18 protein-coding genes are annotated in these 14,750 nt (G+C 63.9%); 14 read left to right on the top strand and 4 right to left on the bottom strand.

Features of this window, described 5'->3' with window-relative positions:
* Positions 1-11 precede the first annotated feature (11 nt).
* The 4 genes from NKJ58_RS10145 to motA are packed head-to-tail and all read right to left on the bottom strand — an operon-like array spanning position 12 to position 3,333.
* Complete coding sequence (locus tag NKJ58_RS10145; protein WP_023683476.1) at positions 12-1,028, bottom strand: flagellar motor switch protein FliG; 1,017 nt, start codon at positions 1,026-1,028, stop codon at positions 12-14.
* Positions 1,029-1,066: 38 nt separating this feature from the next.
* On the bottom strand, positions 1,067-1,456 hold the full coding sequence (gene fliN, locus NKJ58_RS10140; protein WP_023683477.1) for a flagellar motor switch protein FliN: 390 nt from the start codon (positions 1,454-1,456) through the stop codon (positions 1,067-1,069).
* A gap of 33 nt (positions 1,457-1,489) precedes the next feature.
* Positions 1,490-2,422, bottom strand: a complete 933-nt coding sequence (locus tag NKJ58_RS10135; protein ID WP_023683478.1) for a FliM/FliN family flagellar motor switch protein — start codon at positions 2,420-2,422, stop codon at positions 1,490-1,492.
* Positions 2,423-2,457: 35 nt separating this feature from the next.
* Positions 2,458-3,333, bottom strand: coding sequence for a flagellar motor stator protein MotA (gene motA, locus NKJ58_RS10130; RefSeq protein ID WP_023671751.1), 876 nt, complete (start codon positions 3,331-3,333; stop codon positions 2,458-2,460).
* A 144-nt stretch (positions 3,334-3,477) separates the two neighbouring features.
* Between motA and NKJ58_RS10125 the strand changes: the two genes are divergently transcribed.
* The 14 genes from NKJ58_RS10125 to fliP all read left to right on the top strand — a co-directional run bounded on the left by NKJ58_RS10125 (position 3,478) and on the right by fliP (position 14,625).
* Positions 3,478-5,289 carry a DUF1217 domain-containing protein gene (locus NKJ58_RS10125; RefSeq protein ID WP_352853055.1) on the top strand — a complete coding sequence of 604 codons (1,812 nt, stop codon included), beginning with the start codon at positions 3,478-3,480 and terminating at the stop codon, positions 5,287-5,289.
* Between the two features lie 7 nt (positions 5,290-5,296).
* Positions 5,297-6,022 carry a flagellar basal-body rod protein FlgF gene (gene flgF, locus NKJ58_RS10120; RefSeq protein WP_023671749.1) on the top strand — a complete coding sequence of 242 codons (726 nt, stop codon included), beginning with the start codon at positions 5,297-5,299 and terminating at the stop codon, positions 6,020-6,022.
* Positions 6,023-6,026: 4 nt separating this feature from the next.
* Positions 6,027-7,448: a flagellar protein export ATPase FliI gene (fliI, locus tag NKJ58_RS10115; RefSeq protein ID WP_023710976.1), complete on the top strand. Its 1,422-nt coding sequence runs from the start codon at positions 6,027-6,029 to the stop codon at positions 7,446-7,448.
* Positions 7,435-8,301, top strand: a complete 867-nt coding sequence (locus tag NKJ58_RS10110) for a hypothetical protein (RefSeq protein WP_023673646.1) — start codon at positions 7,435-7,437, stop codon at positions 8,299-8,301. Before fliI ends, NKJ58_RS10110 begins: the two co-directional genes overlap by 14 nt.
* An 85-nt stretch (positions 8,302-8,386) precedes the next feature.
* Positions 8,387-8,767 (top strand): flagellar basal body rod protein FlgB, encoded by a 381-nt coding sequence (gene flgB / locus NKJ58_RS10105; RefSeq protein ID WP_023683310.1) that lies wholly within the window; start codon positions 8,387-8,389, stop codon positions 8,765-8,767.
* Between the two features lie 2 nt (positions 8,768-8,769).
* Positions 8,770-9,186, top strand: a complete 417-nt coding sequence (flgC, locus tag NKJ58_RS10100; RefSeq protein ID WP_023686341.1) for a flagellar basal body rod protein FlgC — start codon at positions 8,770-8,772, stop codon at positions 9,184-9,186.
* Positions 9,186-9,521 carry a flagellar hook-basal body complex protein FliE gene (fliE, locus tag NKJ58_RS10095; RefSeq protein ID WP_023686342.1) on the top strand — a complete coding sequence of 112 codons (336 nt, stop codon included), beginning with the start codon at positions 9,186-9,188 and terminating at the stop codon, positions 9,519-9,521. The genes flgC and fliE overlap by 1 nt, the downstream gene beginning before the upstream one ends.
* Positions 9,522-9,532: 11 nt before the next feature.
* Entirely contained in the window at positions 9,533-10,321 is a 789-nt protein-coding gene (gene flgG / locus NKJ58_RS10090; protein WP_023686343.1) for a flagellar basal-body rod protein FlgG, read from the top strand.
* Positions 10,322-10,327: 6 nt separating this feature from the next.
* On the top strand, positions 10,328-10,855 hold the full coding sequence (flgA, locus tag NKJ58_RS10085; RefSeq protein WP_023686344.1) for a flagellar basal body P-ring formation chaperone FlgA: 528 nt from the start codon (positions 10,328-10,330) through the stop codon (positions 10,853-10,855).
* A complete protein-coding gene (locus tag NKJ58_RS10080; protein WP_023695751.1) occupies positions 10,852-12,093 on the top strand; it encodes a flagellar basal body P-ring protein FlgI in 1,242 nt (413 codons plus the stop codon). The genes flgA and NKJ58_RS10080 overlap by 4 nt, the downstream gene beginning before the upstream one ends.
* Positions 12,094-12,096: 3 nt before the next feature.
* Positions 12,097-12,678, top strand: a complete 582-nt coding sequence (locus NKJ58_RS10075; protein ID WP_027049841.1) for a MotE family protein — start codon at positions 12,097-12,099, stop codon at positions 12,676-12,678.
* Positions 12,675-13,379 (top strand): flagellar basal body L-ring protein FlgH, encoded by a 705-nt coding sequence (gene flgH, locus NKJ58_RS10070; RefSeq protein WP_023691727.1) that lies wholly within the window; start codon positions 12,675-12,677, stop codon positions 13,377-13,379. The genes NKJ58_RS10075 and flgH overlap by 4 nt, the downstream gene beginning before the upstream one ends.
* A 17-nt stretch (positions 13,380-13,396) precedes the next feature.
* The gene (locus NKJ58_RS10065; RefSeq protein WP_023673655.1) at positions 13,397-13,897 is read left to right on the top strand and encodes a flagellar basal body-associated FliL family protein; all 501 of its coding nucleotides are present in this window, start codon (positions 13,397-13,399) and stop codon (positions 13,895-13,897) included.
* Positions 13,894-14,625, top strand: coding sequence for a flagellar type III secretion system pore protein FliP (gene fliP, locus NKJ58_RS10060; RefSeq protein ID WP_352853054.1), 732 nt, complete (start codon positions 13,894-13,896; stop codon positions 14,623-14,625). Before NKJ58_RS10065 ends, fliP begins: the two co-directional genes overlap by 4 nt.
* Positions 14,626-14,750 lie beyond the last annotated feature (125 nt).

Below are 14,750 nucleotides of genomic sequence, written 5' to 3'. Positions count from 1 at the left end.
AGCGCTCGGCGTTAAGCCGCTTCGCTCTGCTGCGATGAGGGCAGTTCGAAAGCCCCCTCGCGCGAAAGCCGGATTGTCGCCACCGCGATGTTCTTGCGCGCCGTCATGATGTCGGCAAGCTGAATGCCTTCCGAGCCCTGGCCGAGCTCGGACTCGATCATGCGCCGCGACCGTGCGCCGATCGCCGACAGCACCGATTCCGTCAATGCGGGCGCCGCACCGCGCAGCGCCAGCGTGATCAGTTCGGTCGACAGCCCGTCGAAAAGGAGTACCCTCGCCTTCTGCGTCAAAAGCGGCAGATCGTCGAAGGCAAACAACCTGGAGCGAACACCGCCGAGGTCCGGCGTGCCGGCCTCTTCCAGATCCTGCATGACCTCTTCCAACTGAGGCTTGTCCATCTCGTTGAGCATACTGGCGACGCGCGCCTGTCCCGCCGAGATATCCTTGGTCGCGGTCTGCGCCAGCACGCTGGCGCGCAGCTGGTTCTCGATGATCCTGGTGGCCGCGTCCGGAATGGTCGCCATCGTCACCATGCGCTTGATGATCTCGCTGCGCATCGGCTTTTCCATGGTCAGCAAAATGTTGGCGGCGGCTTGCGGCGCAAGCTTCGACAGCACCATGGCCGCGGTCTGGGGATGCTCGGCGGCAAGGAATGTGCCCAGACGCGTCGGTTCGAGCTTTTCCAGCTCCGGCCAGATCGGCGGTGGCCCTTCCGGCGCAACCTCGAAGCGCTTGTCGCCCATGATGGCGCTCATCTCTTCGGGCGACAGCGATTCATTGAGGATCGTGTCCATCCGGTCGGCGGAATCGAGCAGGCCCGCACCTTCGGTGAACTCGGCCTCGAATTCGGCAACGATGCGTTCGAGGTCGCTTTGCGGAATGGTGCGCAGCAGCCGCGCCCCTTCGATCAGTGCCTTCAGTTCTTCTTGCTTGAAGAATTTCAGCAGCCGGCTGGCCGAAGGTTTGCCCATCGCCACCAGGATGGCGGCGGCCTTTTGCGGGCGCGTGAGCGTCACCGGCGTCGTCATGGCATCCGCTCCTGCTGAGACCGCATGTCATTCATTGCTCAAGCGCCCTTGGTCGCCGCGATAATTTCGGTCAGCCTGATGCCAAAGCGCGACGGATCGCTTTCCAGCACGGTGATCTCGCCGCGCGCGATCTTGCGGCCGTTGACCACGACATCGACCGGTTCGCCGATGCGCCGGTTGAGCGCCACCGTCGAGCCCTTCTGCAGCGCCATCAGGTCCGACACCGGCATTTCCGTACTGCCGAGGATGATCTGCACATCGACCGGGATGCTCATGATGATGTTGGAATTGGCGCCGGACGTGGCAGCCCGCAAGGCGGCGTCGGGGCGCTTTTCCTCCTCCTGGAGGACGCCGCGCAATTCCTCGATGGCGCGGTCGAGCTGTTCGTCCGGCTGGTCGATATTGGCTTCCACCTTGGTCTTGGCCATCAGTCGTCTCCAAATGCTTGGGCTTGCCCGGCGTCAGCCCGGCATGAGCCCATCGATAAAATCCTGACCGGCATCGTAAGGATGCCTGATCCGGACGGTGTAGTTCTGCCCGAGTTTACCGAACTCGCAGACAAACAGCGTCTTGTCGCGCGCGCTCAGCTTGGCCTGCGACTGCGCGGTTTCCTCGAACTCGATGACCTGGCCTGGCTCGAAACCGGCGAGATCGCCGAGCGTCAGGCGGGCCAGCGGCATGGTCGCTTCGAGCGTCACCGTCGAGCGCATCACTTCTTCGGAAAAACGTGCCCGCCAGTCGGAGGTCGTGCCTTCGCTGTCGTGGACATCGGCGATACCGCGTGTGGCAAGCAGAATGCGCTGCGGGATCATCACCGTGACCGTTCCGCTGTCGGTCGGCGTCGAGATGCCGAAGACGATGCGCACCGCCGCGCCATCGCGCAGCACGCGACGCTTGGCTTCGCTGCCCGAAAGCGCCCGCGGCACCGGCAGCCGCAGCTCGAGCGAGCGCCGGCCCGATCCGTTCAACGCCTGCGCAACTTCCTGGAAGACCGTGGTCGCGACATCGGTCTCGATCTGCGACAGAGCGCGCTCGATCGGGGAAACCGGCTGATCCGGATCGCCGCCGAACAGCGCGCACACCATCACGGCGATGGCCGGCGCATCAGCCACCAGCGTCATCGCATCCGAAGACGTCGGCGATGCTATGATGGCCATGGCAAAGGCATCGCCGGCATTCGTGCGGGCATCGGGAACACGGCTGATCTCGACCGCGCGCAGGTCGACGGTGACCGGTGCGCCGAGTTCGCCGGCCAGGCTCTTCTGCAGCAGCGGCAGGGCGCGCTCGCCCATCGAGCGCCCGGTGCCGATGACATGAGCGGCCTCACCGCTGTCACCGACCAGACGCTCAATGATCAGCGAGCGGGCTTGCGAGGGGCTGCCAGGACTTGTCATGACGGCGTGCGGTCCTGTCTGTCGTCATGCATGGCTCAAGCCGCTTTCTTCTCGGCGGAAGCTGTGTTCATCGTGCTTTGCTCGACGGCATCGATCGTCGGCCGCTCATAGGACGAGATGGTCTTGCGACCGAACTCGATCGCCACCTGCGGCAGGGCGCCGTTCATGTAGGCAAGCAGCGTCTGCTTGACGATGATATAGAGGCGGTTCTTCTTCTCGCGCACCGTCTTGATCTTGGTGGCGACCGGCCCGACCACCGCATAGGACAGGAAGATGCCGAGGAAGGTTCCGACAAGGGCAGCGCCGATCAGGCCGCCGAGGATTTCGGGCGACTGGTCGAGCGCGCCCATCGCCTTGACCACGCCGAGCACGGCGGCGACGATGCCGAGCGCCGGCAGACCATCGCCCACCGCCACCAGCGCATGGTAAGCCTTCATCTTGTCGGACTTGATGGTCTGGATTTCCTCGTCCATCAGCGCCTCGATCTCATGCGAGCGGGCATTGCCGATGATGATGATGCGGCAGTAGTCGCAGATGAAATTCGTCAGGTCGTGGTTCTTGAGCACGGTCGGGAACGCCTGGAAGATTGCCGACTCCTCCGGATTGTCGATATGCGCCTCGACCTCGCTGCGCGACTTCGAGCGCAGTTCGCGCATCAGGCTGTGCAGCACGCCCAGCGTCTCCAGATAGTCGCGCTCTTTCGGCACCGCCTGCTTGAACGCTTCGAGGATACCCCTGCCGGTGTCCTTGACCGTCTTCATCGGGTTGGCGACGAGAAAGGTTCCAAGTGCGGCGCCACAGATGACCACCGCTTCCCAAGGCTGCATCAGCACATGCAGATGGCCGCCCATCGCCATGAAGCCGCCGAGAACACAGCCGAGCGTCACCACAAGTCCGATCAGAATGCCCACGCCAGATCCTTCCGCATCACGTCAGGCCTAACCGATAGCCCCCGTGCCTTGTGTGAGGCTTGAATCATGCAAGGTGAGGCGATTCAGCCTCGCGCAAGCAAGTCCGCATAGTCTTGCTTTTGAAGCTGCGACCGGAGGCATGTCGTGTTGAGCACTTTTACCAGCTACCAGCTCATCGCCAGGGACATCCCCAAGGCGATCGACCGCATCGAGGCGGAGCCGATCACCAAGCGCGACACCGACTACTATCTCGCGAACATCGGCAGCGTGAAATCGATCGACGATTTCGTCAAGAACGACCGGCTGTTCAAATATGCCATGAAAGCCTTCGGTCTCGGCGACATGGCTTACGCCAAGGCCTTCATGGTCAAAGCCCTGAAGGAAGGGGTGTCGGATTCCGACAGCTTCGCCAACAAACTGAGCGACAAGCGTTATGCCGAGTTCGTGTCGGCCTTCAATTTCGCCGCACTTGGCGCTAATGCCACGAGCTACAATTCGGCACAGCAGGGCGTGACCAACAATTATGGTCTCCAGGTCTCGGTCGGCCCTTCGCAGAACGGCTTCACCTACTACAAGGGCGAAACCTCGTACTACCTGAGCAACATTTCCAACGTAAAATCGATCGACGACCTGATGGGCAACGATCGCCTGCTCACCTATGCGATGGCCGCGTTCGGCCTGGACGCCGACGCCGAGCCGGCTGCGACCGTGCGGGCCATGCTGGAAGGCGGCGTCACCGACCCGAACAGCCCCGCAAACACGTCGACAAACAAGGGCTATGCGGCTTTCGTCGCGGCTTTCGACTTTGCCCAATATGGCGACCAGGCTACGGCGCGCGACGCCGTCCAGCAGGCGGTGCCGAAGGCTGTGATCGGCGGAACCGGACTGTTGCTCGTCAAGCCGACCGCGCAATACATCAAGGGCGAGGCCGACTACTACGCAGCCAACATCTCCAAGGTGAAGTCCATCGAAGACCTGCTGAAGGACAAGCGCCTGCTGACCTTCGCCATGGCTGCCTATGGGCTTGATGCATCGACCCAGACGACGAAGCAGATCCGCACCATGGTCAATGGCGGCGTCACCGATCCGTTGAGTCCCGCCAACCTGTTGACCGACAAGAGCTACGCCAACTTCGTCAGCGCCTTTGATTTTGCCCAGTATGGCGATCAGACGATCACGCGCGAAGCGGTGCTGAAGACCACGCCGAAGCTCTACACGACCGAGTCCAGTCTTGGCCTCATCAAGCCGAATGCGGACGCCGTCCAGGCCGAGACCAGCTACTACCTCGCCAACATCACCAAGGTGAAATCGGTCGACGACCTGATGGCCGACAGCCGCCTTTATAACTATGCTCTGTCCGCAAGCGGGCTCGATCCGGCGACCACCAACAAGGATCTCGTCCGTGATGTCCTTGAGGGCGGTGTCCGCGATCCCGCCAGTGTCGCCAACAAGCTCTCCAACAAGGCCTATGCCAGGCTCGCCACCTCGTTGAATTTCGAGGCCTACGGCGAAGCGGCAACGACCCGCAGCCCGTCGCAGCAGCCGGTGGTCGACAAATACATGCGCCAGACCTTGGAAGAAGACGCCGGCAAGACCAATGAGGGCGTGCGGTTGGCGCTCTATTTCGAGCGCAAGGCCTCGACCATCACCAACTGGTACGACGTGCTGGCCGACACGGCCCTGGCCAGCGTGGTACGCACCGCCATCGGCCTGCCCGATTCCTTCGCTGCCGCAGATATCGACAAGCAGGCGCAGGCCTTCGAGGCAAAGCTCGACCTCACCGATTTCACCGACCCGGCCAAGCTCGAGAAATTCCTCACCCGCTTCACCAGCCTTTGGGAAATCAATCATCCGACCTCGACCGCCCAGACATCGATCGGTGTGCTGTTTGCGCAGCCGACCACCGTCGGCATCTCGACCGATCTGATGATGGCCATGCAGAAACTGAGATTCTGAGAACACCATGCAGGACAGCCTTTACGTCGCCCTTTCCTCGCAGATCGCGCTTGAGCGCCGTCTCGACACCATCGCCGATAATGTCGCCAACGCCTCGACCATCGGCTTTCGCGCCACCGGCGTGAAGTTCGAGGATGTCGTCTCCGGCAGCGGCCCCAAATCGGTGTCCTTCGCCTCCTCCGGCAAGACCTATTTGTCCGGCGCGCATGGCGCGATGACGCAGACCGGCAACCCGTTCGACTTCGCCGTCCAGGGCGATGCCTGGTTCGGCATCGACACCCCGGCCGGCACCGTGATGACGCGCGACGGACGCTTTTCGATGAACGAGAACGGCGAGTTGATGTCGCTCGAAGGCCATCCGGTGCTCGACGCCGGCGGTGCGCCGATCCAGCTCGACCCGCGCGACGGCCCACCCAAGGCGGGCGCCGACGGCTCGCTGCGCCAGGGCGACAAGCTCGTCGGCGCCATCGGCCTGTTCAATTTCGATCCCGGCCCGAATTTCGTCCGCTACGGCAATTCTGGCATCGTGCCCGCGCGTGCGCCGGAGCCGGTCACCGACCGTTCCGATCTCGGCGTCGCGCAGGGCTATGTCGAGGAATCCAACGTCAATCCGGTGCTGGAGATGACGCGCCTGATCATGGTCCAGCGCGCCTTCGAGAACACGGCGGCGCTGATGCGCCAGACCGATGCCTCGACCGACGACGCCATCAAGACGCTCGGCTCCAAGTCGTAGCAGCATGTCGAGCAGCAAATCATCGATACGCGCGCTTGAACGGCAACCGGAGACAGCACCGGAAAACCGGCTGGCTGCGCTGGAGCGGATCTGGCGCCGCTTCGATGACACCGAGACGTTGCTGCGGCGCGGCGGCCGTGTTTCGGAGGTTTCGCCAACGCATTACAAGGTGCGCGGCCTGTCTGAAGTCGCCAGGCTTGGCGACCTCGTCGAACAGCGCGGCAATGCCGGCACGCGCCGCGGCGAGATCGTCAGGATCGGCCGCGACGAAGTCGTCATCGCCCCTTTCGAACGCAGCGCCGACGCCGGCATCGGCGACGCCGTGTTTCGCCGCGGCCCGCTGACGGTAACGCCGCATGCTTCGTGGCGTGGGCGCGCCATCGACGCGCTGACCCGCGTCATCGACGGCGGCCCGCCGCTGATCAGGATCGGCGAGGCTGCGAGCGGCGACGGCACAACGCCCGGCGCCATGGCGCGGCAGCGCGTCGGCACCGCCTTCACGACCGGGGTCAAGGTCATCGACATCTTCACGCCGCTCTGCCTCGGCCAGCGCCTCGGCGTCTTTGCCGGTTCCGGCGTCGGCAAGTCGACGCTGCTCGCCATGCTGGCCGGCGCCGACGCCTTCGACACCGTGGTCGTGGCGCTGATCGGCGAGCGCGGCCGCGAGGTACGCGAATTCCTCGAAGACACGATCGGCGCAGAGAGCATGGCCAAGACGGTCGCCGTCGTCGCTACCAGCGACGAGAGCGCCATGATGCGCCGGCGCGCGCCGGATACCGCCATGCGCGTTGCCGAACATTTTCGCGACCAGGGCCATCGCGTGCTGCTGGTGCTGGATTCGATTACCCGCTTTGCCCATGCGCTGCGCGAGGTAGCGACCGGCACCGGCGAGCCGCCGGTCGCCCGCGGCTATCCCGCTTCGGTTTTCACCGACCTGCCCAAGCTGCTCGAACGCGCTGGCCCGGGCGCTGAAGGCCCCGGTATCAAAGGACAGGGATCAATCACTGCCATCATCTCGGTGCTGGTCGACGGCGACGACCACAACGACCCGGTCGCCGATTCGGTACGCGGCATTCTCGACGGCCATGTCGTGCTCGACCGCGCCATTGCCGAACAGGGCCGCTACCCCCCGGTCAATCCGCTGTCGTCGATCTCGCGCCTCGCCGACAAGGCATGGAGCCCCGAGCAACGCATGCTGGTGACCAGGCTGAAGTCGATGATCTCGCGCTTCGAGGACACGCGCGACATCCGCCTGCTCGGCGCCTATCAGGGCGGCGCCGATGCCGAGCTCGATATTGCCGTGCGCCAGGTGCCGCTGATCTACGAGGCGCTGACGCAGTCGCCCAGGGATCGCGCCTCGAGCGACGCATTCTCCGACCTCGCCCGTCATCTGAAAGGCAAGCAAAGTGTCGATGCAGGAGACTGAGCTTCAGTACACCGAGCGGCTTTTGCGCGAGATGATCGCAGAGGCCAGTGCCGCCGAGGAAGCCCGGGCCAACGAAGCGAGAGCTGTCAGGGCAAAGGCCGATCTCGACAAGGCCGCCAAGGCTGAGGCCATTCTGGCCAGGGCCGCCAGGCCATTCTTGCCCAGGGTAGCCAGCGTAGTCGAGTCCACTGTGCCTCGCTTGGCCGAGCCTGCCTTGCCCAGCGTCGTCAAGCCTGAATTGCCAAGGACCCCTCGCGCCGGCCCCAAAGAAGCGATCGAGACCAGTCGTGACTCGCTTCTCGACGGGCTGTTCCCGGTCACCGAATGGCCGCAGCCGCCAAGGCCGCAATATCCCAGGCTCGACAAGAAATCCGACCGCCGCAGCGATATCGTCTTTGCCGCGCTCGGCATCACGCTTGGCCTGATCTGCGCGCTGTTTCCCTGGTATATCTTCTTCAATCAGGACCAGTTCGGCGTGCAGGCGATCAAGTTCGGCGGCAGCGGCACCAATGCAGGGCGGGTCAGCGGCGGCTCGCAGATGGAGAACAGCGGTCAGCCGCTGACGGCAAACGATGTTCCCGATGTCGACCTGTTCGCCACCGGCACGCTGCAGGACCCCGAGGACAAGACCCAGCCTCCCGGCGTCGACGAGCAGCCCTTCCCGGCGGACGCCAAATTTCGCATGGTTCATGTCGCCAATGGCCGCGCCATGATCGAGGACGATGCCGGCCTGTGGATCGTCCAGCGCGGCTCGAAGCTGCCCGATACCAGCGTCGTCTCGTCGATCGAGCAACGGGGCGGCAAGTGGGTCATGGTCACCAGCACCGACCAGGTGATCGAACTCTCCAAATAGCGGCACACCGGATTTACCCCCGAGCCGCGCAAGGTCCGCGCAAGACTGGCAGCCTAGTCTTGTACGTACCAGCCCGGAGATCCCCATGGAGCCCGTCAATCTTTTCGATCTCGCCGCCAAGCAGTCGCAATGGCTGTCGGTGCGCCAGTCGGCCATTGCCGGCAACATCGCCAACGTCAACACGCCGGGCTACACCGCCGGCGATGTCGAGCCGTTTGAGAAGGTGCTCGACCGCACGGCAGTGTCGCTGACCGCCACCCAGGCAGGCCACCTCGGCACTGCCGCCACTAATGCCGGCTTCACGGTCAAGCCAGAAGAGACGACCGGCGCCATCATGCCCTCGAAGAACACGGTCGTGGTCGAGAACGAACTGATGAAGGCCGGCGAGGTCCGCCGCTCGTTTGAACTCAACACCGCGATCGTCAAGGCCTTCCATTCGATGATGATGATGGCGGTGAAGAGCTGACCATGGACGCCTTGACCTCAGCCCTCAAGATCGCCGCGTCCGGCCTCAGCGCCCAGTCGGACCGCTTGCGCGTCGTCTCGGAAAATCTCGCCAACGCGCAGTCGACCGGCAACACCCCGGGCGCTGACCCCTATCGCCGCAAGACCATCAGTTTCGTCTCGGAACTCGACCGTGCCTCCGGTGGCACGACAGTTGAGGTCAACTCCATCGACCGCGACCCCAGCGACTTTCCCGTCGAATTCCAGCCCGGCAACGAGGCCGCCGACGACAAGGGCTACGTCAAGATGCCCAATGTCAACGTGCTGGTCGAGATGGCCGACATGAGCGAGGCCAACCGCTCCTACGAAGCCAACCTTCAGGTCATCAAGCAGGCGCGTGATCTGATCTCCATGACCATCGACCTGATGAGGAACCAGTAATGATCAGCGGCATTGGCGGTATCGGATCGCTTCCCCTCAAGCCGGAGATCGGTGGCGCCGATACCACGACCGACCTGTTCCAGGGCACCAGGGCGCCGATGGCCGGCAGCGAAATCGGCGCCACCTTCGCCGAAGCGCTGAGCCAGGCTGCTTCAAAGACCGTCAACACCTTGCACAACGCCGAGCAGGTCTCGATCCAGGCGCTCAAGGGCGACGCCGATACCCGTCAGGTCGTCGACGCCGTCATGAGCGCCCAGCAGGCCCTGCAGACCACGATCGCCATCCGCGACAAGGTCGTCTCCGCCTATCTCGAAATCAGCCGTATGGGCATCTGAGGAGACTTGCCGTGAAAGCACTCGCCATCGCAGCGACCGGCATGAATGCCCAGCAGACCAATCTGGAAGTGATCGCCAACAACATCGCCAACATCAACACCACCGGCTACAAGCGCGCGCGCGCCGAATTCTCCGACCTGCTCTACCAGGTCGACCGCACGCAGGGCGTGCCCAACCGCTCCAATTCATCGCTGGTGCCGGAAGGCGTGTCGATTGGCCTTGGCGTCAAAACGACGGCGGTGCGCAACGTCCATACCCAGGGCGAACTGACCTCGACCGGCAACAGTTTCGACATGGCGCTGACCGGCCGAGGCTGGTTCCAGATCGAGGGCGCCGACGGCGGCACACTCTACAGCCGCGCCGGCGCCTTCAACACCAACGCCACCGGCCAGCTGGTGACCGTCGACGGCGCCAATGTCATCCCGGCCATCACCGTGCCGACCGATGCCATCGAAGTCGTGGTCAACAAGACCGGCCAGGTCTTTGCCCGCATCGACGGCCAGACCGACCTCCAGCTGCTCGGCCAGCTGCAACTCGCCAACTTCGCCAATGAAGCCGGCCTGGCGCCGCTCGGCGATAATCTGTTCCAGGAAACGCCGGCCTCGGGCCCGGCCAATGTCGGCGTGCCCGGCGATCCCGGCTTCGCCTCGGTCGAGCAGGGTTATCTCGAGGCCTCCAACGTCGATCCTGTCAAGGAAATCACCGAGCTGATCTCGGCGCAGCGCGCCTATGAGATGAACTCCAAGGTCATCCAGGCCGCCGACGACATGGCCTCCGTCGTGTCCAAGAACATCAGGTAAGGTTTGATGCTCTCTCCGGCCTCCCGCTCCGCGCTTTGCCGCACCGCGCTGATGCTCGCGCTGGTAGCCGGCGGTGTGCCGGCGTTTGCCCAGGAGAGCGCAGACCAGCAGACCAGCACCCACGTCGCGAGCAGTCAGGCAACCGGCGAGATCGTTCTGATCCCCAACCGGGTCATTTATCCCGGCGAGATGATCGACACCGGCGTGCTGAAACCGGTGACGCTGCTCCCCGGAAAGCACAGGCCGGATGCGGTCGCCACGCAGGCCATGGAACTCCAGGGCAAGGTCGCCAAGCGCACGCTGCTGCCCGGCCGCTACATCCCGGCCGCCGCCATCCGCGACGCCTGGCTGGTCGAACAGGGCGCCGCCGTGCAGGTCTATTTCATCGCCGGCGACCTCACCATTTCGGCTACGGCGGTGTCGCTGCAGCCGGGTGCCGCCGGCGATTTGATCAAGGTCCGCAACACAGACAGCGGCAAGATCTTTTCCGGCACGGTGATGGCGGACGGCACCGTCCGGGTCAGCGCGTCATGAGACGCGGAGCTGCCCTTCTGCTCGCGACCGTTGTCGGCCTGCAGCCGGCGCTGGCCGACGGTCTTACGCCGAAGCAAAAGCGCGATCTTGCCGGCCAGAATGGCGGCGCCTTTGTCGATCCCGAATATGATCCGGCCACCACCAACCGCATGTTCAGGGTCTCCAACGGCCCAAGCTCTCTGCCACCCGGCCAGGTCGCATCGCGCATCAAGGACATTGCGCAGCTGCAGGCTTCGCGCGACAACCAGCTCGTCGGCTACGGCCTCGTCATCGGCCTCGCCGGATCGGGCGACAGCCTGCGCAATTCGCCCTTCACCGAACAGTCGATCCGCGCCATGCTCGAAAATCTCGGCATCGCCACCGAAGGCGGCAGCGCGCGGGCCAAGAACGTCGCCGCCGTCATCGTCACCGCCAACATGCCGCCTTACGTGCAGTCGGGCGCCCGCATCGACATCGACGTCTCCTCGATGGGCGACGCCACATCGCTTGCCGGCGGCACGCTGATAATGACGCCACTGAAGGCGGCCGATGGCGAAATCTATGCTGTCGGGCAAGGCTCGGTCATCGTTTCCGGCTTCACTGCCCAGGGCGATGCCGAAAAGCTGACGCAGGGCGTGCCGACGGCCGGCCGCGTGCCCAACGGCGCCATCGTCGAGCGCACGGTGCGCGCCGAATTCGAGGACCAGGCGCTGCTCACCTTGCAATTGCGCAACCCCGATTTCTCCACTGCCGTTCGCATCGCCGACGCCATCAACGGCTACACCTCGCAACGCTTCGGCATGCGCGTGGCGGCGGAGCGCGATGCACGTACCGTGCAGATCAGGCGGCCGAAGAATGTTTCGGCGGCGCGCTTCTACGCCGAGATCGAGAATTTGGTGGTCGAGACCGACACGCCGGCACGCGTCGTCATCGACGAACGCACCGGCACCATCGTCATCGGCAACGAGGTCAAGATCTCGCGGGTGGCGATCAGCCACGGCACGCTCACCGTGCGCATCACCGAACAGCCGAAGATCGTCCAGCCGGAACCGTTCTCCAAGGGCGTGACAGCGGAGGAACCCTTCACCACCATCGATGCCACGCGGCCTGACGCCCGCGTCAATGTGCTCGACGGACCGAACCTCGAAACGCTGGTGTCGGGCCTCAACCGTCTCGGCGTCAAGCCGGACGGCATCATTGCCATTTTGCAAGCCATCAAGTCGGCCGGCGCTTTGCAGGCCGATCTGGTTCTCCAATAGGCCATGCCGATGATCGATTTCTTTTCCCAAAAGCAGCACCGACGCAGCGCAGCCTTGGCAGCTTGCGTCATCGCCGCCACCGTCCTTGCCGGCGGCACTGTCCGCGCGGAAGAAGCGGTGCGGCAGGTTCTGCCTGGCGGGCAACAGCCGGCGGCAGTGCAGCAGCTGGTCCGCGAGAAGGTGCCCGATGAAAGCGAGATCCAGCGCTTCTGCTCCAACATCGCCGACGCCGCCCGCGACCGCCGTTACGCGCTGCAGGCCGAAGAGCTGAAGCAGCTGCAGGCCGGCATCGACCTCCGCATGAAGGCGCTGGACGACAAGCGCGCCGAATACGAGCAATGGCTGAAGCGGCGTGAAGTCTTCCTGGCCCGCGCCGAGGATGGCGTCGTCAAGATCTATGCCGGCATGAAACCGGATGCCGCGGCCGAGCGCCTGGCCATGGTCAACGCCGATCTCGCCGCCGCCATCCTGATGAAACTCGATTCGCGCAAAGCCGGCGTCATTCTCAACGAGATGGACCAGAAGGCAGCGGCCACACTCACCGGCATCATGGCCAGCGCGGCCCGAAGGGTAGATCCGTCATGAAGTCGCATATTCTCGCCCTGGTCGCCACGGCTTCACTTGCCGGCTGCGCCTCCGACCCCAGGGAGATCGGCAGGGAGCCGGCGCTGTCGCCGGTTGGCACCGGCATCACCGGCAGCGTCAATGCGCCCTACTCCTATCCCGAAACGCCAGCCGCGCCGGTGAAGAAATTCTCGCTGTGGGATGATCGCCAGAGCCGGTTGTTCACCGACCCACGCGCGCTGCGCGACGGCGACATCCTCACCGTCAGGATCAAGCTCAACGACAAGGCCAACTTCAAGAACCAGAACGACCGCAGCCGCACCGCCGGTCGCAAGCTCGGCTATGACGTCAACCTCGGATGGGAAGGTGCCACCACCAGCGGCAAGGGCGACGCCGGCTTGAGTTCCACCACCGAAACCAATGCGGACGGCGAAATCAAGCGCTCGGAGAACCTCGAGCTCAACGTCGCCGCCGTCGTCACCGAAGTCCTGCCCAACGGCAATTTGATGATCCGCGGCTCGCAGGAAGTGCGCGTCAATTACGAGCTCAGGGTGCTGACCATCGCCGGCATGGTGCGTCCATCCGATATCGGCGCTGAAAACACCATCTCTTATGAACGCATCGCCGAGGCGCGCATCTCCTATGGCGGCCGCGGCCGCGTCAGCGAAATCCAGCAGCCCGCTTACGGTCAGCAGATCCTCGACCAAGTCCTCCCCTTTTAGGACTGGAGAACGGCGCCGTGGCAAATGTCGAACAGGTTCAGCAAAAAAAGGGCCCGTCGCTTGTCATCCAGCTTGCGATGCTGCTGGCGGTGACGGGCGCCGCGATTGGCATGGGCTGGATGTCCGGCGGCTATCTGAAGGGCGTCGGGGGACCGGTGCCTGTGCCCGCCGCACCGGAGAACCAGTCCAATGCCGAGCAACCGAGCAAGGCGGCCGAACATGCTCCCGGCACCGGGCCGACGCTTGTCCAGCTGGCGCCGATCACCACCAATCTGGCTTCGCCTGCTGACACCTGGATAAGGCTGGAAGCGTCGGTGGTCTACGATGCGCCGCAGCCGCCGGAACTTACCGAAAGCATTCACCAGGACCTGCTTGCCATGGTCCGCACCCTGAAGATGCATCAGATCGAAGGCGCCAGCGGCTACCAGCATTTGAAAGCCGACCTCGAGGAGCGCGCCGCAATCCGCAGCGGTGGCCATGCCAAACAGGTTCTGATCAGGACATTGCTGCTCGAATGAGAAAACTCGTCCTCGCCGCCGCGATCGTCGTCGCCGCCACCTCTGTCGCCGCCGCCCAGCAGCTCGATCTCGGCGGCATCGGCAAGGCCGACGGCGCCACCGTCGGCTATATCATCCAGATGTTCGGTCTGCTCACCGTGCTGTCGGTGGCGCCGGGCCTGTTGATCATGGTGACGAGCTTCACCCGCTTCGTCATCGCCTTCTCGATCCTGCGCGCCGGCATCGGCCTGCAGTCGACGCCGGCCAATCTGATCCTGATCTCGCTGTCGCTGTTCATGACCTTCTACGTCATGGCGCCGACCTTCGACCAGGCCTGGAACACCGGCGTCAAGCCGCTGATGGACAACCAGATCAGCCAGACCGAGGCGTTCGAAAAGATTTCGGACCCGTTCCGCACCTTCATGCTGCACAATGTCCGCGACAAGGACTTCGACCTGTTCGCCGACCTAGCCCGCGAGCGAGGCCAGGTGGTTGCCAAGGACAGCGTCGACCTGCGCATCCTGGTGCCGGCCTTCATGATCTCCGAAATCCGCCGCGGCTTCGAGATCGGCTTCCTGATCGTGCTGCCGTTCCTCGTCATCGACCTGATCGTCGCCACCATCACCATGGCCATGGGCATGATGATGCTGCCGCCGACCGTCGTTTCGCTGCCCTTCAAGATCCTGTTCTTCGTCCTCATCGACGGCTGGAACCTGCTTGTCGGCAGCCTGGTGCGCTCCTTCACCTGATCGTCCGCGCGCCGTTGGCGCCTTGCTAAAGTTTTATGCAATATATTTCCGGTTAACCGTCCCGTTTAGCCCTTTGGTAGGGACTTGCCCGCATATTGCTCGCAGATGGCGGGTGATCGGGTCTC

This window comes from Mesorhizobium sp. M0139, assembly GCF_040322455.1.
Lineage (GTDB): Bacteria > Pseudomonadota > Alphaproteobacteria > Rhizobiales > Rhizobiaceae > Mesorhizobium.
This window is presented reverse-complemented; position numbering and strand designations above follow the sequence as displayed.